The 21,230-nt window shown below is 69.4% G+C and carries 16 protein-coding genes; 7 read left to right on the top strand and 9 right to left on the bottom strand.

The genetic code is table 11. The features are described 5' to 3' along the window. Positions 1-85 precede the first annotated feature (85 nt). Entirely contained in the window at positions 86-868 is a 783-nt protein-coding gene (locus tag ABFG95_RS12580) for an IclR family transcriptional regulator (protein WP_278991998.1), read from the top strand. Positions 869-918: 50 nt separating this feature from the next. Here the strand turns inward: ABFG95_RS12580 and ABFG95_RS12575 are convergent, their stop codons facing one another. From ABFG95_RS12575 to ppc, 4 genes are all read right to left on the bottom strand, one after another. Beyond that, a complete protein-coding gene (locus ABFG95_RS12575; protein WP_348995987.1) occupies positions 919-1,647 on the bottom strand; it encodes an SDR family oxidoreductase in 729 nt (242 codons plus the stop codon). A 217-nt stretch (positions 1,648-1,864) separates the two neighbouring features. Further along, the gene (locus tag ABFG95_RS12570; RefSeq protein WP_049076597.1) at positions 1,865-3,205 is read right to left on the bottom strand and encodes a TIGR00366 family protein; all 1,341 of its coding nucleotides are present in this window, start codon (positions 3,203-3,205) and stop codon (positions 1,865-1,867) included. 185 nt (positions 3,206-3,390) lie between these two features. Then, positions 3,391-4,326: a 3-hydroxyacyl-CoA dehydrogenase family protein gene (locus tag ABFG95_RS12565; protein ID WP_278991996.1), complete on the bottom strand. Its 936-nt coding sequence runs from the start codon at positions 4,324-4,326 to the stop codon at positions 3,391-3,393. A gap of 348 nt (positions 4,327-4,674) precedes the next feature. Beyond that, complete coding sequence (gene ppc, locus ABFG95_RS12560) at positions 4,675-7,521, bottom strand: phosphoenolpyruvate carboxylase (protein WP_054419415.1); 2,847 nt, start codon at positions 7,519-7,521, stop codon at positions 4,675-4,677. 171 nt (positions 7,522-7,692) lie between these two features. Here ppc and queC point away from each other — a divergent pair, with 171 nt between their 5' ends. Together queC and ABFG95_RS12550 are read left to right on the top strand one after the other, a co-directional pair. After that, positions 7,693-8,406 (top strand): 7-cyano-7-deazaguanine synthase QueC, encoded by a 714-nt coding sequence (gene queC / locus ABFG95_RS12555; protein WP_278991995.1) that lies wholly within the window; start codon positions 7,693-7,695, stop codon positions 8,404-8,406. A 339-nt stretch (positions 8,407-8,745) separates the two neighbouring features. Then, entirely contained in the window at positions 8,746-10,326 is a 1,581-nt protein-coding gene (locus ABFG95_RS12550; protein WP_348995986.1) for an EAL domain-containing protein, read from the top strand. Between the two features lie 14 nt (positions 10,327-10,340). On the opposite strand, the gene ABFG95_RS12545 is transcribed toward ABFG95_RS12550, so the two are convergent. Beyond that, entirely contained in the window at positions 10,341-11,522 is a 1,182-nt protein-coding gene (locus tag ABFG95_RS12545) for an MFS transporter (protein WP_063580374.1), read from the bottom strand. Then, positions 11,519-12,067 carry a GNAT family N-acetyltransferase gene (locus ABFG95_RS12540; protein WP_049076590.1) on the bottom strand — a complete coding sequence of 183 codons (549 nt, stop codon included), beginning with the start codon at positions 12,065-12,067 and terminating at the stop codon, positions 11,519-11,521. Before ABFG95_RS12540 ends, ABFG95_RS12545 begins: the two co-directional genes overlap by 4 nt. 135 nt (positions 12,068-12,202) lie before the next feature. Between ABFG95_RS12540 and ABFG95_RS12535 the strand changes: the two genes are divergently transcribed. Then, a complete protein-coding gene (locus tag ABFG95_RS12535) occupies positions 12,203-13,093 on the top strand; it encodes a LysR family transcriptional regulator (protein ID WP_348995985.1) in 891 nt (296 codons plus the stop codon). On the opposite strand, the gene ABFG95_RS12530 is transcribed toward ABFG95_RS12535, so the two are convergent. Next, a complete protein-coding gene (locus ABFG95_RS12530; protein ID WP_348995984.1) occupies positions 13,041-14,078 on the bottom strand; it encodes a 2-isopropylmalate synthase in 1,038 nt (345 codons plus the stop codon). The two genes, ABFG95_RS12535 and ABFG95_RS12530, sit on opposite strands and share 53 nt — an antisense overlap. A 484-nt stretch (positions 14,079-14,562) precedes the next feature. Here ABFG95_RS12530 and ABFG95_RS12525 point away from each other — a divergent pair, with 484 nt between their 5' ends. The 3 genes from ABFG95_RS12525 to ABFG95_RS12515 all read left to right on the top strand — a co-directional run bounded on the left by ABFG95_RS12525 (position 14,563) and on the right by ABFG95_RS12515 (position 18,470). Further along, a complete protein-coding gene (locus tag ABFG95_RS12525) occupies positions 14,563-15,387 on the top strand; it encodes a helix-turn-helix transcriptional regulator (RefSeq protein ID WP_054501189.1) in 825 nt (274 codons plus the stop codon). A gap of 101 nt (positions 15,388-15,488) precedes the next feature. Further along, the gene (gene ilvD / locus ABFG95_RS12520; protein WP_059272726.1) at positions 15,489-17,354 is read left to right on the top strand and encodes a dihydroxy-acid dehydratase; all 1,866 of its coding nucleotides are present in this window, start codon (positions 15,489-15,491) and stop codon (positions 17,352-17,354) included. Between the two features lie 234 nt (positions 17,355-17,588). Then, the gene (locus ABFG95_RS12515) at positions 17,589-18,470 is read left to right on the top strand and encodes a LysR family transcriptional regulator (RefSeq protein ID WP_059272725.1); all 882 of its coding nucleotides are present in this window, start codon (positions 17,589-17,591) and stop codon (positions 18,468-18,470) included. 62 nt (positions 18,471-18,532) lie between these two features. Here ABFG95_RS12515 and lpdA read toward each other — a convergent pair whose 3' ends face one another. Together lpdA and ABFG95_RS12505 are read right to left on the bottom strand one after the other, a co-directional pair. Continuing rightward, positions 18,533-19,930, bottom strand: a complete 1,398-nt coding sequence (gene lpdA, locus ABFG95_RS12510) for a dihydrolipoyl dehydrogenase (RefSeq protein ID WP_348995983.1) — start codon at positions 19,928-19,930, stop codon at positions 18,533-18,535. An 8-nt stretch (positions 19,931-19,938) separates the two neighbouring features. Continuing rightward, the gene (locus ABFG95_RS12505; protein WP_348995982.1) at positions 19,939-21,228 is read right to left on the bottom strand and encodes a pyruvate dehydrogenase complex dihydrolipoamide acetyltransferase; all 1,290 of its coding nucleotides are present in this window, start codon (positions 21,226-21,228) and stop codon (positions 19,939-19,941) included. Positions 21,229-21,230 lie beyond the last annotated feature (2 nt).

The raw sequence follows: 21,230 nt of genomic DNA, 5'->3' as shown, positions 1-21,230 counted from the left end.
TCGACCGTCAAGGCAAGCCGGCGCGGCCCGATCCTCCCCGTCCAGGGTTGCCGGCAGCGGCAACGTTTTTTCTCGCGGTAGACGGATGGCCGAGCAAGCAACCCAGCAACCCAGCGACAGCTACGTTCAATCTTTTGCGCGCGGCCTGTCCGTGATCCGGGCGTTCGGCCCGGATCGTTCCCAGATGACGCTGTCCGAGGTCGCGGCCGTGACCGGCCTGACCCGCGCCGGCGCGCGCCGCATCCTGCTGACGCTGGAGCACCTGGGCTACGTCACGGTCGAGGACCGCAAGTTCGCGCTGACCCCGCGCATCCTCGAACTGGGCTACGCCTACCTGTCGGGCACGCCGCTGTGGAACCTGGCGCTGCCCTACATGGAAGAAGTGGCCGAGCAGACGCGCGAGTCGTGCTCGGTGTCGGTGCTGGAAGGCGCCGACATCGTCTACATCCTGCGTCTGTCGACGCACAAGGTCATGACCATCAACCTGGCCGTGGGCAGCCGCCTGCCGGCGTGGGTGACGTCGATGGGTCGCGTGCTGCTGGCGGGCCTGCCCGCGGCCGAACTGGACCGGGTGCTGGCCATGAGCCAGATCCAGGCCTACACCAAGGACACCGTGACCGACATCGGCGCGCTCAAGGCCATCCTGGCCAGCGTGCGCGCCGACGGCTACGCCTGCGTGGCGCAGGAACTGGAACCGGGCCTGCAATCCGTCGCGGTGCCGATCGTCGACCGTAGCGGCCGCGTGATCGCCGCCATGAACGTCAGCGGCCATGCCAACCGCTTCTCGCGCGAGGAAATGCTGGCGACCTTCCTGCCGCCGCTGCGCCACGCCGCCGACCAGATCAACCACGCGCTGCTGCGCCGCTAGGCGGCGCGGGCGGGCGGAGTCGGGCAGGCGGGCGGACATGGCGGCCGGCCTCAGATCGGGGCGACGCCCAGCGTCGTGCCGCCGCAGACATACAGCATCTGGCCGGTGACGAAGCCGTTGTCGGGCGACAGGAAGAACATGGCGGCGCGCGCCACGTCCTCGGGCGTGCCCAGGCGCTTGACCACGATGCTGTTGATGATGCGTTCGGTCTGCGGCGCGCCGGCCGGATTGCTCTTGGTGAACAGGTCGGTGGCGATGGGGCCGGGGCCGATGGCGTTGACGGTGATGCCGTCGCCGCCCAGTTCCATCGCCAGCGTGCGCGTCAGGCCGACCAGGCCGGCCTTGGTGGCCGAATAGACCACGCGGTCCGGCTTGCCCAGCGCGGCGCGCGACGACATGTTGACGATGCGGCCGAAGCCGGCCGCGCGCATCGCCGGCAACGCGGCCTGCACCAGGATCAGCGCGGTGCGCAGATGCAGGTTGACCACGTAGTCCAGGTCGGCCAGCGTGGCCGTGTCGGCGGTGCCGGGACGCGTGGCGCCGGCGTTGTTGACCAGGCCGACGATGTCGTAGGCCGCGGTCACTTCGGCGGCCACTTCCTTGGTGCGCGCCTCGTCGGTCAGGTCGGCCTGGTACGACACCAGCCCGGCCGGCGGATTCTTGGGCAGGCGGTAGTCGATGTTGACGACCTTGTGTCCGGCATCCAGCAGCATGCGGATGATGGCGGCGCCGATCCCGGCGCTGCCGCCGGTCACCAGATACGCGGTAGGTTTGCTCATCTCAGCTCCCAATTCAGTTCTCAATCGCGGCGTTCCCAGGAACTCCGCCCCTCAACGTTCCCTCTCCCCCAGCGAGGACACCGCCAGATCCGGCTCTGCCGGTCTGCAGGTGTCGCCCCCTTGAGGGGGCGCGCGCGAGCGCGTACGGGGTGGATCTCGTTCTCCGGTCTGCAGGTGTCGCCCCCTGGGGGGCGCGCGCAAGCGCGTACGGGGGGGCTTAATGCGTCAGATAGCCCCAGGCCAGCACGGCGGTGATGTGGATCACGCCGACCCACAGCATCATGATGACCGTATAGCCCATCACGTCGCGCAGCTTGAGCTTGGACAGCGCCAGCGCCGGCAGGATCCAGAAGGGCTGCACCAGATCGTTCCAGGCGTTGCCCAGCATCACGGCCATGGTGGTCTGGTTGAGCGCGCTGCCGATCTCGCGGGCGGCGTCGATCATGAACGGACCCTGGATGACCCAGTGGCCGCCGGCCGACGGGGCGAAGAAGTTGATGACGAACGAGCTGATCAGGCCCCAGAACGGCAGCGAGGCCGGGGTGGCGACGTCCACGAACACCTTGGAGATGGTGGTCACCAGGCCCGAGGCGGCCATGATGGCCATGATGCCGGCGTAGAACGGGTACTGCAGGATGATCCCGGAGATCGTCTTGATGCCTTCGGTCAGCTTGGCCACGTAGGCGGCCGGCGTGCCCAGCAGGATGATGCCCAGGAACAGGATGATGAAGTTGATCAGGTTCAGGTCGAGCGAGCCGCCGTCGATGAAGTGGAAGGCGACGTAGGCCACGCCGAGCGCGCCGATCAGCAGGCTGAGGATGCGGCTGTTGTTCAGCTTGGAGGCGAGGGTGCCTTTCTCCAGCATGTCTTCGGCCGCATTGGACGCGTTGGCGTCGCGGTCGATGGCCGGGTCCACTTCGACGATCTTTTCGCCCTTCTTCGGGTGCAGCCAGGCGTTCAGCAGCGGCAGCGTCACGATGATCACCAGGCTGGTGATCAGCATCGGCACCGAGAAGATGGTTTCCGTCAGCGGGATGATGCCCATCTGCTTGGCGGTCGGGTGGCCGGGGGTGGCCACCAGCACGGGGATGCTGGCCGACAGGCCCAGGCCGTACATGGTGAAACCGCTGTAGGCCGCGGCGATGATCAGCGGGTAGTGCACGCCCTTGACCTTCAGCGCCAGCTTCTTGGCGACGATGCCGCCGATGACCAGGCCGAAGCCCCAGTTCAGGTAGCTGCCGATGCCGCCCACCAGCGTGGCGACGATGATGGCGGTGTGCGGCTTGTGCACGTGGCTGACGATGCGGTTGAGCAGGCGGTCGGTCAGCGGCGCGGTGGCCAGCACGTAGCCCATGGCCAGGATCACGGCCATCTGGGTGGTGAAGGCCAGCAGGCTCCAGAAGCCCTTGCCCCAGGCGCGGGTCACGTCGCCGATGCCCTGGCCTTCGATGCCCATGGCCAGCAGCACGGTGAGCAGGGTCAGCGCGATCGCGAAGACAAAGGGATCGGGCAGATACTTGCGCATCAGCTCAGTGAAAAAAGATGCCAATTTATTCATGGTGCCTCCTACGAACTCCGGTAAGGCGTATTGCTCTTGTGTCTTGCGCCGCCGTGCGCCGGATGTTGGCGCGTGGCGGATGGGACGGTCGGTTTCTTTGTGTGGTTGGGCTCGTGGCCCGCTGGCGCGTCGGAGGGATCGCCGCGCGCCTTATGGTGTAGGTATTCGGTGTTGCGCTTGCCGCGTCAGGAATCGCCGGCCTTGGCGTTGAGCCACGCGGCCAGCTCGCCCAGCGCCGCGCTTTTCTCGCGCAGCACCCGTTCGCGGCGCTCGGGGCTCCAGGTGTAGAAACCCTGGCCGCTCTTGGCGCCGAGCTGGCTGTTCTCCACCTTGCTCTTGAGCAGGTCGGACGGCTCGGTGCGGTTTTCCAGGTCTTTGTAGAGATAGCTGGCGATGGCGTAGTGGACGTCGATGCCGTTCATGTCGCGCTGTTCCAGCGGACCCGACAGCGCCAGGCGGATGCCCAGGCTCCACTTGACCACTTCGTCGATGTCCTCGGCGCTGGCCACGCCCTTTTCCAACAGCGAGATGGCTTCGCGCGCCAGGGCGTGCTGGATGCGGTTGGCGATGAAGCCGGGAATGTCCTGGCGCACCAGCACCGGGCGCTTGCCGCCCAGGCGCAGCGTCGCCATGACGCGCGCCACGGTGTCTTCCGAGGTGGCGTCGTTGCGCACCACTTCGACCAGCGGGATGACGTCGGCGGGGGTGAAGAAGTGCGTGCCGACGAAGCGGTCGCGGCGCGTGACAGCACTGGCGATGGCGTTGATCGACAGGCCCGAGGTGTTGGTGGCGAAGATCGCTTCGGGCTTGCACAGCGTGTCGAGCTGGGCGAACAGGCCGCGCTTGAGTTCCAGGTTCTCGGGCACCGCCTCGATGACGAGGTCACAGGCGGCGGCCGCGTCCAGGCCGGGCGCCATGCGGATGCGTTGCATCACGGCGTCGACCTGGCCGGGGGCGTAGACATTCAACTGGCGTTCGATGACGGCGCGGGCGCGATCCAGGGCGCCTTCCATCGGGTCGACCAGGACCACGTCCAATCCCTTCGAGGCGAAGAGCGCGGCGATGCCGCTGCCCATGGCGCCGGCGCCGATGACGGCCAGGTTCTGCAGGGGAGTATCCATGAGGGTTCGCTTGCCTTACGGGGCGCGCGCGGCGGGCGGCACAGGCGGAACCAGGGAACTGCGATCTGTCTCTTCCGTCGGTGTCTTCCTGTGCGCGGGCCAGAAAAATCGTTGTGTTCTATATGCGAACATTTGTGCGTATATAGAATTTCTGACGAAGATAGTACTAAAAGTTGCCGGGGGTGGACAAATGGCCGTTTTGGGGCGTTCGTCAGGTGGACAGTGCGGAGCGTGCGCAAGGCGGCCTGCCGAGGCCGCGTCGCGTTCTGCGTGGAGGGTCGAATCGATGGAATGGGGGCAAAGCGCGCGCCGGAGCCCGAAGCCCGGGCGCGGCGTTGCCCTGTTGCCTCACCCCGAGTTGCGCAACCCGGCGGCGATGCCGTTGATGGTCAGGTGGATCGCGCGTTGCACGCGTTCGTCGGCCTCGGCGGCGGGCGACTTCTGCGCGGCGCGGTGGCGGCGGATCAGGTCGACCTGCAGGTAGTTGAGCGGGTCGATGTAAGCGAAGCGCTCGCGCAGCGAGGCCTGCAGCGCGGGGTTGTCGGCCAGCAGTTCGCGCCGGGTCAGCAGCTTGAGCATGGCCAGGGTGCGGGCGTGTTCAGCGCTGATCATGCCGAAGATCTTCTCGCGCAGCGCGCGCTGCGGCACCAGCTGCGCATAGCGCGCGGCGATGGCCAGGTCGGACTTGGCCAGCACCATCTCCATGTTGGACAGCAGGGTGCGGAAGGCCGGCCAGTCCCGCGCCATCTCGCGCAGTTGCGCCAGGCGGCCGCGCCGCGAGCGCGGCGCTCCCGGCGCGCCGGTCTCCAGATAGGCCTCGATGGCCGAGCCCATGCCGTACCAGCCGGTCAGCATCAGGCGGCATTGGGCCCAGGAAAAGCCCCAGGGAATGGCGCGCAGGTCTTCGATGCGCTGGCCCTTCTTGCGCGAAGCGGGGCGCGAGCCGATGTTCAGCCCGGCGATCTCGGCGATGGGGGTGGCGGCGAAGAAGTATTCGGCAAAGCGCGGCGTGTCATACACCAGGCCGCGGTAGCTGCGCTGCGCGGTCTCGGACATGAACGACATGGCCGGGCCATGCTGCGCCATGTGCGCGTCTTCCGCGCTGGTGGCCTCGGCGCGCGGCGCCAGGCTGGATTCGAGCGTGGCGGCGACCAGCAGCTCCAGGTGCCAGCGGCCGACCTCGGCGTCCTTGTACTTGCTCTGGATGACTTCGCCCTGTTCGGTCAGGCGGATCTGGCCGGCCACCGTGCCCGGCGGCTGCGCCAGGATGGCGTCGAAGCTGGAGCCGCCGCCCCGGCCCACCGAGCCGCCGCGGCCATGGAACAGGCGCAGGCGCACGTGGCGGCTGGAGAAGACGTCCACCAGCGCGCGTTCGGCCTGGTAGAGCGACCAGTTGGAGGTGAGAAAGCCGCCGTCCTTGTTGCTGTCCGAGTAGCCCAGCATGACTTCCTGGGCGCCATTCTGGGCGCGCTTCACGCGCTCGCGGATCTCGGGCAGGTCGAGCCAGGCGGCCATGATGTCGGCGCCGCGCTGCAGGTCGGGGATGGTCTCGAACAGCGGCACCACCATCAGGCCGTCTTCCGGCGGGATGTCCTGGCCGGCGGGCGCGATCAGGCCCGCTTCCTTTTGCAGCACCATCACTTCCAGCAGGTCGCTGAGCGTTTCGGTGTGCGAGACGATGGTCTGGCGCACGGCCTGCTTGCCATAGCGCTGGCGGCCGGCGGCGGCCGCGCGCAGCACCGCCAGTTCGCGCGTGGTGTCTTCGCTGTAGGCGATCCAGGGCGAGGCCAGCGGCCGCGCCTGCGCCAGTTCGGCGCGCAGCAGGGCCACGCGCGCGTCTTCGTCCAGCGCCAGGTAGTCCAGCGGCTGGCCGTCACGGGTGGCGCCGGCGCGGCTGAACAGCTCGGCCAGCGCGCGCTCGTGCACGTCTGAGCTCTGCCGCAGGTCGACCGTCGCGAGATGGAAGCCGAACACCTCGACCGCTTGCTGCAGCCCCGCCAGGCGCAACTTGCCGATGGGCGCGCCATGGTGCGCGGACAGCGACGCCGCGATGACGGCCAGGTCCGCCGACAGTTCCTGCGGCGTGCCGTAGGGTTGTGCCGCGACGGTGCTGCGGCGCGCCAGGTCCTGTCCTGTCAGGCGCAGCGCGGTGGCGGCCAGGCGCGCGTAGACGCCGACCAGCGCGCGCCGGTAGGGCTCGTCGCTGCGATGCGGCGAGTCGTCGCCGCTGTGCTCGGCCAGCGCCAGCAAGGCCGGGTCGACCGCGATCAGCAGCGTGGTGATGGACAGCTCGGCGCCCAGCGCGTGCACTTCCTGCAGGTAGTGCTCGAACAGCACGGTGGCCTGGCGCAGCAGCGCGCGCTCCAGCGTGCCGGCATCCACGTTCGGGTTGCCGTCGCGGTCGCCGCCGATCCAGCTGCCCATGCGCAGGAACGGCTCCAGCGGCGGCGGGGGCGCGCCGAACGGCTTGGCGTCGCGGTTGAGCAGCTTGGACAGGTCGCCGTAGACGCGCGGGATGACCTGCAGGAAGGTGCTGCGGTAGTACGACAGCGCGTTCTCGATCTCGTCGGCCACCGTCAGGCGGGTGTAGCGCAGCATGCGGGTCTGCCACAGCGTGGCCACGCGGCCGAGCAATGCGGCGTCGAGTTCGGCCAGTTCTTCCGGCGTCAGCGGGTTGTCGCGCTGGACCAGCGCGGCCGCGATCTCGCGATGCACGTCCAGCGTGCTCTTGCGCTGCACTTCGGTGGGGTGGGCGGTCAGCACCGGCATGACGCAGGCGTCGGCCAGCAGGCGGCGGATGCGCGCGGGCGTCACGCCATGGCGGCCCAGGGTCTGCACCGCGTCGCGCAGGCTGCCGCGCGCGGGCGCATCGCCGGCCAGGGCGCGGGCGCGCTGGCTGCGGTTCTGGTCGCGGTCCTCGGCGATGTTGGACAGGTGCAGGAAGTAGCTGAAGGCGCGCGCCACCGAGTTGGGGTCGCTGCCCTGCAGGTGCTTGACGCGTTGCTCCAGCAGCTTGCCGTCGGCGGCGTTGCCTTCGCGGCGGAATTTAACGGCGGTGCGGCGCAGGGTCTCGATGGTGTCGAAGACGCGCTTGCCTTCGCATTCGGCGATGACTTCGCCCAGCAATCGGCCTAACAGCCGGATATCGTGACGCAAGGGTTCTGCTGAATCGGACTGCGGGCGGCTGGCATTCATCGGGCGGGAGATCCGTCGGGCTGCTGGAAAAGGGGAGGGTGGGGTGATGCGCGCTACGGGTGAACCACAAACGAAAACGTCACCGATTTTACGCAGGCTTCCTTACGGGAAAGACGGCTGGCTGCGGTAAAGTCTGGCTCTATCCCTTAGTCTTTGCAGAAACCCCCATTTATGCTGAACCACCAACGTCGCGCGCTCGTGCTGTTTTCGGGCGGACAGGATTCCACCACCTGCCTGGCCTGGGCGCTGGACCGCTATGCCCATGTGGAAACCGTGGCGTTCGACTATGGCCAGCGCCACCGCATCGAGCTGGATGCGCGCCTGAATGTGCTGCGCGAGATCCGCGCGCGCTTTCCGCAATGGGCGGCGCGCCTGGGCGAAGACCATCTGCTGGACCTGAAGGTGCTGGGCCAGGTGGGCGACACGGCCATGACCAGCGACCGCGCCATCGAGATGCAGGAAAACGGCCTGCCCAACACCTTCGTGCCGGGACGCAACCTGCTGTTCCTGACGCTGGCCGCCGCCCTGGGCTACCGGCGCCAACTGGACGTGCTGGTGGGCGGCATGTGCGAAACCGATTTCTCGGGCTATCCCGATTGCCGCGACGACACCATCAAGGCGCAGCAGGTGGCGCTGGGGTTGGGGCTGGGCAGCCGCGTCACCATCGAGACGCCGCTGATGTGGATCGACAAGTCGGAAACCTGGGCGCTGGCAAAGCAGTTGGGCGGCGACGCGCTGGTCGAGACCATCGTCGAGGAAAGCCACACCTGTTACCTGGGCGAGCGCGGCGCGCGCCATGCCTGGGGCTATGGCTGCGGCGAATGCCCGGCCTGCAAGCTTCGCCGCGCCGGCTGGGACAAATGGCAGGCTCAGGGCGCGGCTTGAGCCGACCGCCCGCGACACCCCTCCAACAACGACCCCCTGCTTCGGAAAGCGCCCGGCGGACCGCCGCGGCGCGTTGCCGGATCGCGCCGCAATGGCGTCGGATTGCGCCGGCACCGTAGCCGCGCGCATGTCGCTACGTTTCACTCATCGGCGAATTTTATTTCGATATATTGAATTCCATTCATTTTTAAATGAATGGAATTCAATGATTTTCGACTTTACGCGGCACCAGGAAGGATTGAGCGCCCTTTTTTTGCGACCCTGTTCCAGGTATGGAGATGAAAAAAAACATTTCAATACCGTTCGATGGAATGCGTATTTATCCAGGGCTCAATCATCATGAATCGGTCGCGCATCATCCTTATTTTCGATAACGAATTCGCCAAGCAGGGCATCTCCGATTCGCTCCAGCAGATCGGTTTCGTCCTGAATCCCGTATCGCTCCAGGAACCGGCGCCGGCGCGCCATGCCGGGGAAATCCAGGTGCATCTGTGCCTGCCGCGCGACCTGGACATCACGATCGGCCAACTGCGCGCGCGCTTCGCCCACTCGACCATCATCGCCATCCGCCACATCGAAAGCCCCGCGATGCGGATCAACGCGCTGCTGGCCGGCGCGGATAGTTGCTATGACGCGAACATCAGCTACAGCGAAGTGGCGGCGGCGATTCAGTCGGCGCAGCGCAAGCTGACCTTGTGCCAGCCGCCCGTGGCCTCCACGCCGCGCCGGCCGGACGTGGCGGCCGAGCCCGCCGCGGCGGAACAAAGCTGGCGGCTGTGCGACAACGAATGGACGCTGGTCTCGCCCGGCGGGGCGGCCGTCAATCTCACGCCCATGGAACGCGCGGTGCTCAAGGGCATGCACGGCCATCCCGAGCGCGTCATCCGCCGCGCGGGCTTCGCCGCCGCCGGCCTCGACATTGCCGGCAATGGCCGCGCGTTGGACCTGGTCATCAGCCGCCTCAAGCGCAAGGGCGTTGCCGCCGGCATGGCCATTCCAATACGCAGCCTGCGCGGCAAGGGCTATGCGTTCTCGGCCACGCTGGTCCAGGATGGCGGCGGCGCGAGCCACGAACCCACGGTGATCCGCAAGGAAGGCGCCGTGTCGCCGCTGCTGGCCGCGATCCAGGGCGACCGCCTGCGGTTCCACTACCAGCCTATCGTCACCGCCGCGGATCTGGAAATCGTCGGCGCCGAAGCGCTGTTGCGATGGCGTGCGGCCGGGGGCGAGACGATGGGCATCGATGGCTTGTTGCGCGAAGCAGCCGCCCCCGAGGCGGCGCAGGCCCTCATCAGCTGGAGCCTGCAGACCATTGCCCGTGACCAGGCGCGCTGGCGGCAGGCGGCGCAAGGGGCGGCGCTGGCGGTGAATCTCAATATCTCGCCGCAGAGCTTTGCGCGCCGCGATGTCGTCGGCACAGTCCTGCGCGGTATCGCCGCGTGCGGCCTGGCGTCGGGCGACATCCGCATCGAGCTCACCGAAGAAGCGGCCCTGCACGCGGGATCCGCCGATATCCGTTCAACGCTGGAAGCTTTCACCGGTCGAGGCATCCAGGTCTGGCTGGATGATTTTGGCAAGGGCTACAACAACCTCGAATGGTTGTCGACGCTGCCCCTGACCGGCTTGAAGCTGGACAAGTCCATCGTCTGGAGCGCCGCGCGCCAGGCGGAGGCGCAGAAGGTGATGACCTCGATCTGTCAGCTGGCGCGCGACCTGGACATCGTCACCGTGGCCCAGGGCATCGAGACCGAGGCGCATTGCCGCGCCGCGCGCGAAGCCGGTTGCGACCTGCTGCAGGGCTTCCTGTTTTTCCGGCCCGGCACGGGCGATGAACTGGCCGCCGCGCTCGCCGAGCAGCGCTGGCGCCGCGCCGACATGGCGCGAGGCCGCGAACGCCCGGCGCCGGCCGGCGCTGCGTGACGGCGGCGCGCCTTTCAGCCCCGCGTCCGGGCGATGAAGCGCCATCGCAACGCCAGCGCCGCGGCCAGGATGGCGGTAGCCAGTCCCGCCGATATGCCCATCGCGGCGTGCGACCCGTGCCGTTCGACCACGTAGGCGTAGGCCACGGGCGCGGCGGCGGTCAACAGGAAGCTGGGGATCAGCAGGGCGCCGACCAGTGCGCCATAGCTGCGGAAGTCGAACAACGCCAGCGGCAGCGTGCCGCGCGCGATGGTCAGCAGGCCATTGCAGGCGCCGTAGAGCAAGGCGTAGGCGGCCAAGGCGACGAGGTGACCGCCGGACAGCAGCGCCAGCACGAAACCCAGCGGCATCAGGGCGGCCACCGCCAGGGTCAGGGTCAAGGGATGCAGGCGCGACCCCAGCGCGACGTCGGCCAGCCGCGAGGCGAACTGGCCCACGCCCCACAACGCGGCGACATTGACCGCCAGCGCCTTGGTCAGCCCCAGGCCCGCCAGTAGCGGGATCAGGTGGGCGGCATTGCCGGCCGCCAGGAAATTGGTGAGCATGGCGATCACCGCGTACAGCAGGCCGGCCAGGCGCCGCTCGGATGCGTTGCGCGTCAGGCCCGCGCCACCCTGGCCGGCGGCCTGGACCGGCGCGGCGTAGCGTGCGCGCGGCAGCGCCAGGTAGAGGGGCACGGTCGCCAATGCCAGCGCCCCGTAGGCCAGCACGGCGCCGCGCCAGCCCAGCCAGCCCGACAGCGCATGGCCCACCGGCCACATGACGGTCGATGCGAGCCCGCCGAACAGCGTGATCTGCGACATCGGCCGCCGCGCCGTGGGGCCGGCGGCGCGCGCCAGCGAGGCGAATGCGGCGTCGTACAGACACAGCCGCATGCCCACACCGAGCAGCGTCCAGGCGGCGAAATAGGCAGGCAGGCCGTGCGCGGCGGCCAGCGCGACGCAGCCCGCCGCCGCCAGCGTGGCGCCGGCGGGCATGACCCGATGTCCGCCCCATCGGTCGACCGCGCGGCCGGCCAGCGGCGACACCAGCGCCATGACCACGATGGCGCAGGAGAAGCCGCCGTAGAGGGTGGCCGGGTCCCAGCCCAGGTCGGCGGCCATGTCCGGCCCCAGCGCGCCGATCAGGTAGAAGGTGACGCCCCAGCCGACCAGTTGCGTCAGCCCCAGGCAGACCACCGCGCGCGGCGGGATCATGGGCGTTGCGGCGGCGTGCTGTCGCCCTCGCCCAAGGCGCGCTGCATCAGCACGGTGTCACGCCATTCGCCATGCTTATGGCCTACCGAACGCAGCGTGCCCACCGGGTGAAAGCCCTGGCGCGCATGCACCGCCAGCGAGGCGGCATTGCGGCTGTCGCCCACCACCGCCAGCATCTGGCGCCAGCCGGCCGCGGTGCAGCGTTCGACCAGGCTGGCCAGCAGCCTGCCGCCGATGCCCAGGCCGGCGCGGCCGGCCTTGACGTAGACCGAATCCTCGACCGTGTGGCGGTAGGCCGGGCGCGGGCGGTAGGGGGTGACGTAGGCGTAGCCCACCACTTCGCCGTTGATCTCGGCCACCAGGTAGGGCATGTCTTTTTCCAGCACCCCGGCGCGTCGCTGGCGCATCTCCTGGATCGATGGCGGTTCCAGTTCGAACGACGCGGTGCCGTGCTCCACATGGTGCGCGTAGATGGCCTTGATGGCGGGCAGATCGGCATCCACGCTGTCGCGGATCAGGATGGTGGGGGCGGCGGGTTGCGGCATGGCGGGTTCGCGGAGGGAAGTAACGGAGGGGTGAAAAACCAGCCGCCAGTGTGGCGCAAGCCCATGCATAAATAAAGCTTTGGTCTATTATGCTTTTCATAAGTAAAACTTTGGATTAGGCGGGGGCGGAATGCCATGCGCGGACTCAATCTGGACGCCCTGCGCACCTTTGCGCAGGTGATCGAACTGGGCAGTTTCTCGGCCGCCGCCGAACGCGGCGGCATCACCCAGCCCGCCGTCAGCCTGCAGGTGCGCCAGCTCGAGCGCCGCTTCGGCCTGAAGCTGGTCGAGCGGGTCGGCCGCCGCGCCGGGCCCACCGCCGCCGGGCTGGAACTGCTGACCCACATCCACGCCATCGACACCGCGCTGGCGCGGGCCGAGCAGGCCATGACGGCGCATGCTTCGCAAGTGACCGGGCGGGTGCGCCTGGGCACCGGCGCCACCGCCTGCACCTATCTGCTGCCGCCGCTGCTGGCCGGCCTGCGGCGGCGCTTTCCGGCGCTGGACGTGGTGGCCAGCACCGGCAATACCGCCGACATGCTGCGCGGCCTGGAGAACAACACGCTCGACATCGGCCTGGTGACGCTGCCCGCGCCCGGCCGCATGATCGAGGCCACGCCCGTGCTGGAAGACGAGTTCGTGGCGATCTTCCCGGCGCGCGGCCCGCTGGGAATGCCGGACGCCGTGACGCCGCAGGCGTTGGCGGCGTTGCCGCTGGTGCTGTTCGAGCCGGGCGCGCGCACCCGTGGCCTGGTGGATGACTGGTTCGACGCGGCAGGGGTGGCGGCCAAGCCGGTGATGGAGCTGGGCAGCACCGAGGCCATGAAGGAAATCGTGGCGGCCGGCCTGGCGTGCGCGGTGCTGCCGCGGCTGGCGGTCAGCGGCGCGGGCCAGCGCGCCAGCCTGGCGGTGCGTTCCCTGACGCCGCGCCTGGCGCGCACGCTGGCCGTGGTGGTGCGCCGCGACAAGCCGCTCAGCCGGGGGCTGCGGCACCTGCAGGAAGCGCTGCTGGCGTTGCGGACGTGAACGCGTAGGGGTGGAACACGTCCACCGGCAATTGGTTGCAGGCCTGGACGCAGTCGCGCACGGCCGCCATGTCGGTGAAATCCAGGCCGCTGGCGATGCCCTGCCGGTCCAGGTTCAGCGCCAGCGTCACCAGGTCGACGTTGCCCGTGCGCTCGCCGTTGCCGAACAGGCAGCCTTCGACGCGGTCGGCGCCGGCCAGCACCGCCAGTTCCGCCGAGGTCACGGCGGTGCCGCGGTCGTTGTGCGGATGCACGCTCAGCACGATGCTGTCGCGCCGCGCCAGGCGGCGGTGCATCCATTCGATCTGGTCGGCATAGACGTTGGCGGTGGTGCATTCCACCGTCGACGGCAGGTTGATGATCATCCTGTTTGCCGGCGTCGGACGCCAGATCGCGCTGACGGCGTCGCAGACCTCCAGCGCGAAGTCCAGCTCGGCCAGGCTGAAGGTCTCGGGGGAGTACTCGTAGATCCACTCCGTTTCCGGATGCGCGTCGGCCAGGGCGCGGATCTGGCGCGTGCCGGCCAGCGCGATCTCCTTGATCTCGGCGCGGCTCATGCCGAACACGATGCGGCGCCATTGCGGCGCGATTGGGTTGTACAGGTGCACGATGGCGCGGCGCGCGCCGCGCAGTGATTCGAACGTGCGTTCGATCAGATCGGGCCGCGACTGGGTCAGGACCTCGATGGTGACGTCGTGGGGAATGCGGTTTTCCTCGATCAGCTTGCGCACGAAGTTGAAGTCGGTGTCGGAGGCCGAGGGGAACGCGACTTCGATCTCTTTCAGGCCCACGGCCACCAATTGCTCGAAAAAGCGCAGCTTGCGCGCCGCGTCCATGGGCTCGATCAGCGCCTGGTTGCCGTCGCGCATGTCGGTGCTCATCCAGATCGGCGGCGCGCTCGGGCGGCGCGCGGGCCATTGGCGTTCGGCGTAGTCGCGGGAAAAGGGCTGGACGGGGCGGTATTTGTGTTGGGGATGGTCGAGCATGAAAACCTCCGGCCGCGCGGCGCGCGGCGTCTGGGGCCGCCGGTCTGCGGCGGCGGTCGGGCAAGGGAGGTGGCGGACGGGCCCGTCAGAGGGCCCGGGGCTGCCGGGCGGCCACGGGGCGCAAGGCCCGGCAACCGCGCGCTAGTCGTAGCGTCGGCAGGACGGCGGCCGCGGCGTGGGCGCGGAGGGCGCGGCAGCTCGGGACGAGGCGGGTATGGGCGAAAAGGCGCCGGCGCGGCGCGGCGGGGCGCGCGTTGGCGCAAAGGCGCCAGGTGTCCGGGACCGCGCGCGCGGCTGTGAGGGCGTCCGATTTCCCGGCCATGCGCGCGCGCCGGCCGCGCATGGCGGCGCAGCGGGCGGCGGGGCAATGGCAGGCGAGAGGCATGATCGGAACGCGGACGACAGGGAAATCGACGGGATGGCGGGCAGGATAGGTACACTGGAAAAGACCGTCTACCGCCGGTTGGACATGAATCATCGAGAAATGGACAAACCGAAATCGCCCGCCGCCTCCCGATCGCGCAAGCCCGCCGATCTGGACCTGTTTCCGTACGAGTCCTCGCTGCGCCCGGTGGCGGCCCTGGCGGTGGACTACGAGGACGGACATCGCGTGCGTCGCCACCGCCATCGCCGCTCGCAACTGGTGTACGCGATCTCGGGCGTGATGGTGGTGGATACCGACGCCGGTATCTGGGTGGTGCCGCCCACGCGCGGCGTTTGGGTGCCGGCCTGGGTCTCGCACGCCATCCGCATGAGCGGCGAACCGCGCATGCGCACGGTGTTCGTCGAGCCGGGCGCGGCGGCGCACCTGCCTACCGAATGCTGCGTGCTGTCGATCTCGCCGCTGCTGCGCGAGCTGATGGTGGCGGCCGCCGAGGTGCCGCTGGACTGGCAGCCCGGCACCCGCGACGGCCGCCTGATGATGCTGCTGCTGGACGAGCTGAAACAGGAGCCGGTGCTGCCGCTGCACCTGCCGCAGCCGTCCGAGCCGCGCCTGGCGCGCATCTGCCGCGCCATCGTGCGCCACCCCGAGCGCCAGGCGGGCGCGGCCGACTGGGCGCGGGAATTGGGGGTGGATCCCAAGACGGTGCACCGCCTGTTTCTGCGCCACACCGGCATGACCTTCGGCCGCTGGCGCCAGCAGGCGCGGCTGCTGGCGGCGATGGAGCGGCTGGCGCGCGGCGAGCGGGTGCTGGATGTGGCCCTGGATCTGGGCTACGACAGTCCCAGCGCGTTCGCGGCCATGTTCCGCAAGGCCTTGGGCGAGCCGCCCAGCGCCTTCGCCGCGCGCGGCACGGCGTCCGCCTGATGGCCGCGGCGCGGCCTCGGGGCGGCCTGCGGCCGCTGGCGGCCGGAACCAGCGTATTATTTACCGTTTTGCCGCCCACGCTAATAGCCTGAGACAAGATCATGCCGCACTACCGTTCCCGCACCTCGACCCACGGCCGCAACATGGCCGGCGCCCGCGCCCTGTGGCGCGCCACCGGCATGAAGGACGGAGACTTCGGCAAGCCGATCATCGCGGTGGTCAACTCGTTCACGCAGTTCGTGCCGGGCCACGTGCACCTGCGCGACCTGGGCGCGCTGGTCGCCAAGGAAATCGAGGCCGCCGGCGGCGTCGCCAAGGAATTCAACACCATCGCGGTCGATGACGGCATCGCCATGGGCCACGGCGGCATGCTGTATTCGCTGCCGTCGCGCGAACTGATCGCCGACTCGGTCGAATACATGGTCAACGCGCACTGCGCCGACGCCATGGTCTGCATCTCGAACTGCGACAAGATCACCCCGGGGATGCTGATGGCCGCGATGCGCCTGAACATTCCGGTGGTGTTCGTGTCCGGCGGTCCGATGGAAGCCGGCAAGGTCAAGTCGCCGACCGACGGCAAGGTGATCGCCAAGATCGACCTGATCGACGCCATGATCAAGGCCGCCGATCCCAACGTGTCGGATGCCGATGTCGCCGAAGTCGAGCGCAGCGCATGCCCGACCTGCGGCTCCTGTTCCGGCATGTTCACCGCCAACTCGATGAACTGCCTGACCGAGGCCATCGGCCTGGCGCTGCCGGGCAACGGCACCATCGTCGCCACGCACGCCTGGCGCAAGGGCCTGTTCGAGCAGGCCGGCCGCCTGGTGGTGGACCTGTGCCGCCGCTACTACGTCGAGGAAGACGAATCGGTCCTGCCGCGCAACATCGCCACCAAGAGCGCGTTCCAGAACGCCATGGCGCTGGACGTGGCCATGGGCGGTTCCACCAACACCGTGTTGCACCTGCTGGCCGCCGCGCAGGAAGCCGGCGTCGACTTCACCATGGCCGACATCGACCGCATCTCGCGCAAGGTGCCGTGCCTGTGCAAGGCCGCGCCGGCCACCGACAAGTACCACATCGAAGACGTGCACCGCGCCGGCGGCATCCTCGGCATCCTGGGCGAACTGGCGCGCGCCGACCTGCTCGACCTGTCCTGCGGCAACGTGCACAGCGGCACGCTGGGCAACGCCATCGCGCAATGGGACGTGGCCGGCGGCGCCGGCGAAGCGGCGCAGAAGTTCTATCGCGCCGCGCCCGGCGGCATTCCCACCACCGTGGCCTTCAGCCAGGACGCGACCTTCCTGACGCTGGACACCGATCGCAAGACCGGCTGCATCCGCAGCAAGGAAAATGCCTACTCCAAGGACGGCGGCCTGGCCGTGCTGTACGGCAACCTGGCCGAGAAGGGCTGCATCGTCAAGACCGCCGGCGTGGATGAATCGCAGTGGGTCTTCACCGGCCGCGCGCGCGTGTTCGAAAGCCAGGACGACGCCGTCGAAGGCATCCTGGGCGACAAGGTCGTGCCGGGCGACGTGGTGGTGATCCGCTACGAAGGTCCCAAGGGCGGCCCCGGCATGCAGGAAATGCTGTACCCCACGTCCTACCTGAAGTCCAAGGGCCTGGGCAAGACCTGCGCGCTGTTCACCGACGGCCGCTTCTCGGGCGGCTCGTCGGGCCTGGTGATCGGCCACGCCTCGCCCGAAGCGGCCGAGGGCGGCACCATCGGCCTGGTGGAAGACGGCGACACCATCGAGATCGACATCCCCAACCGCAAGATGCACCTGGCCGTGTCCGACGAGGAGCTGGCCCGCCGCCGCGCCGCGATGAACGCGCGCGCCGATGGCGGCTGGCTGCCGGTGGGCCGCGAGCGCGTGGTGTCGCAGGCCCTGCAGGCCTACGCGGCGCTGGCCACCTCGGCCGACCGCGGCGCGGTGCGCGATCTGTCGCAGCTCAAGCAGAAGCGTTGATCGGCCGGCGGTCGATGCAGTGAAAAAGCGGCGCCGCGTGCGCCGCTTTTTTTGGCGTGCGCTGCGCCGGCGGCAGCGCGCAGCAACCCTCGCCGCTGTCCTTTTTGCCACCTCATGCCGGCTCGGAATTGCTGCCCGCGCGTTTGGCGGATAACCCTGTCATCGGCCGGGCCGCCGCGACATTGCGTCAGCAGCGCGCTATAAAATTCCGCTACTTGTGATCCGGAGTCAAAAATGGCGCTCAATTCCGAAGCCCTGCGGTTGTTCCTGGGCGTGGTCGACGCCGGTTCGATGAGCGCCGCCGCCGAGATGCTGGGCCAGACCGCCTCCGGCGTCAGTCGAGGCCTGTCGCGCCTGGAGGAAGACCTGGGCGTGACGCTGCTGAACCGCACCACGCGGCGCATGGAACTGACCGCCGAGGGCGCGCATTTCCTGCCGAAGGCGCGCCAGATCGTACAGTCGCTGGAAGAGGCCGAGGAATGCATGCGCATCGTCAACCAGCAGCCGGCCGGTCGCCTGCGCGTCGACGCCTCGGTGCCGGTGATGCTGCATTGCGTGGTGCCGCACGTGGCCGACTTCCGCCGGGAGTATCCGGCCATCTCGCTGGAGCTGACCAGCAACGACCGCATCGTCGACCTGATCGAGCACCGCACCGACGTGGCCCTGCGCATGGGGCCGTTGAACGATTCCACGCTGCATGCGCGGCCGATGCGGCCGCGTCCGCGCTGGCTGATGGCCAGCCCCGAGTACCTGGCGCGGCGCGGCGTGCCGCGCACCGTCGAGGATCTTGCCGGGCACGAACTGCTGGGCTTCACCCAGCCGGAAAGCCTGAACGTCTGGCCGCTGCGCCACGCGGGCGGCTCGACCTATCTGGCCACGCCCACGCTGGCCACGTCCAGCGGCGAAACCCAGCGCCACCTGGCGCTGCGCGGCGTGGGCATCGCCTGCCTGTCGGACTTCGTGTCGCGCGACGATCTGATCGAAGGGCGGCTGGTGCGCATCATGGAAGACCTGCACACCGACTACCTGCAGCCGATGCATGCGGTGTACTACCGCAACACGCAGCTGTCGCGGCGCATCGCCTGCTTCCTGGATTTCTTCGCCAGCCGCTTGTGAAGCGGGGCGCCCCGCGCGGCCGAGGACGGTCCACGCGAGACGCCTGGCGCGTTGCCAGGGCCTTAACCGTGCAGCGCCCGGCCGAAGGCCGCCAGCACCGATTCGTGCAGCGTCTCCGACAGCGTCGGATGCGCGAACACGCTGTGCATCAGGTCTTCCTCGGTGGCTTCCAGCGCCGCCGCCACGCCGTAGCCGGCGATCAGCTCGGACGCCTCCGGGTGGATGATGTGCGCGCCCAGCAGCTCGCCGGTCTTGGCGTCGAACACGGTCTTCACCAGCCCCTGGTCCTCGCCCATGGCGATGGCCTTGCCGTTGCCGACGAAGGTGAACCTGCCGACGCGGATCTCGCCGCCCGTGGCCTTGGCGTGCTCGCGGGCGCGGGCCTCGGTCATGCCGATGCTGGCGACCTGCGGATGCGAATAGGTGCACGCCGGAATGCGCAGCGGGTCGAGCGCGTGCGCCGGCAGGCCGGCGATGGCTTCCACGCACAGCACCGCCTCGTGGCTGGCCTTGTGCGCCAGCCACGGCGCGCCGGCCACGTCGCCGATGGCGTAGACGCCCGGTTCCGCCGTGCGGCCCAGGCCATCCGTGACGATGTGGGTCTTCTCCACCTTCACGCGGGTCTGCTCCAGGCCCAGGTTCTCGACGTTGCCGACGATGCCGGCCGCGACGATGACACGCTCGACCTCCAGCTCGATCTGCTTGCCCTGTTGTTCCAGGACGGCCTTGACGCCGGTGGCCGTCAGGCTGGACGACTTGACCGCGCACTGCGTCAGCACGCGGATGCCTTGCTTTTCGAACGCCTTGCGCGCCAGCGCGGAGATCTCGGCGTCTTCCTGCGGCAGGATCTCGGCGGTCATGTCGATCAGCGTCACTTCCGCGCCGACCGCGCGGTAGAAGCTGGCGAACTCGGCGCCGATCGCGCCCGCGCCCACCACCAGCAGCGACTTGGGCAGCGCCGGCGGCGTCAGCGCCTGGCGATAGGTCCAGACGCGTTCGCCAACCGGCAGCGCCGGCAGCTCGCGCGCCCGCGCGCCGGTGGCCAGGATGATGTGGCGCGCCGACAGCGTGGCGCCGTTGTCGAGCGCGACGCGGCCGCCGCCGGCCAGCCGGGCGCTGGCGGCGAACACCGTCACGCCGTTTTTCTTCATCAGGTGCGTGACGCCCTGGCCCAGACGGCCGGCGACCTTGCGCGAGCGCGCCACCATCGCGGCCAGGTCGGGTTGGGCCGCGCCGGCGCCGGTCACGCCGTACTGCTCGGCCTCGCGGCAGGCGCGCAGCACGGTGGCGCTGTGCAGCAGCGCCTTGGTCGGGATGCAGCCCCAGTTCAGGCAGATGCCGCCGAGTTCGGCGCGTTCCACCAGCGCGGTCGACAGGCCCAGTTGCGCCGCGCGGATGGCGGCCACGTAGCCGCCGGGGCCGCCGCCCACCACCACCAGGTCAAACGAAGTCTTGGTCATGGCGGGGCTCACAGCAGGATGCGCACGGGGGCTTCGATCAGCGCGCGGAAGGCGGCCAGCCAGCGCGCGCCGACGGCGCCGTCCACCACGCGGTGGTCGGCCGACAGCGTCACGGTCATGACGGTGGCGGCCTTCAGGTCGCCGTTGTCGTCCACCACCGGGCGGCGCTCGGCCGCACCCACCGCCAGGATCGCGGCCTGCGGCGGGTTGATGATGGCGGCGAACTGCTTGATGCCGTACATGCCGAGGTTGCTGACCGTCAGCGAGCCGCCGGTGAATTCCTCGGGCTTCAGGCGATTGACCTTGGCGCGGCCGGCCAGCTCGACGATCTCGGCAGCGATGGCGGATAGCGGCTTGACGTCGGCGTCGCGCACGATGGGCGTGACCAGGCCGCCGTCGGTGGCCACGGCCACGCTGATGTCGGCGCCGGCGTGGAATTCGATGGCGTCCTCGTGCCAGCTGGCGTTGACCTCGGGCACCTCGCGCAGCGCCAGTGCGGCGGCGCGCACGATGAAGTCATTGACCGACAGCTTGACCGCGCCGCCCTGGTTGGCCTGGGCGCGCAGGGCCAGCAGCGCATCCATGCGGCAGTCCACCGTCAGGTAGAAGTGCGGCACCTGCTGCTTGCTTTCGGTCAGGCGGCGGGCGATGGCGCGGCGCATGCCGGAATGCGGCACGCGGCGGCCGGCGGCGCGGCTGGACTGGGGCGCGGCGGCAACGGGGGCGCGGTCGCGCGCGGCCTCGACGTCGCGGCGCACGATGCGGCCGCGCGGGCCGGTGCCTTGCACGTCGAGCAGGTTGACGTGCCATTGCGCGGCCAGGCGGCGCGCCAGCGGGCTGGCGAAGCGGCGCGTGCCGGGCGCGGGGGCGTCGGCAGTGGCGTCGCGCGCGGCGGGCGCGGCGGCGGACGTCGCGGCCGTCGAAGTCGCGGTCGTCGGCGTAGCCGCGGCATATGTCGCCGCGGCCGGCGCTGCGGCAGGCTGTGCCACGGCCGGCTGGGCCGCTGCTTGCGCGCCGTGTTCCGCCAGCGCCTTGTCGATCGCGCTGGCGTCCTCGCCCGGCGCCAGCAGCACGCCGATCACGGTGTTGATCGGCACCGACGCCGGGCCGGCCTGCACCACGATGCGGCCCAAGACGCCCGCCTGTTCGGCGTTGATCTCGACGATCGCTTTCTCGGTTTCGATTTCCGCCAGCGCCTCGCCCACGGCGACCGTGTCGCCTTCCTGCTTGAGCCATTGGTGCAGCGTGCCGGCGTCGGCATCGGCCGCGACGGAGGGGAGCTTGATAAGGTGTGCCACGT

It is taken from the genome of Achromobacter sp. HNDS-1 (assembly GCF_040084795.1).
Taxonomy (GTDB): Bacteria; Pseudomonadota; Gammaproteobacteria; order Burkholderiales; family Burkholderiaceae_B; genus Achromobacter; species Achromobacter ruhlandii.
This window is presented reverse-complemented; position numbering and strand designations above follow the sequence as displayed.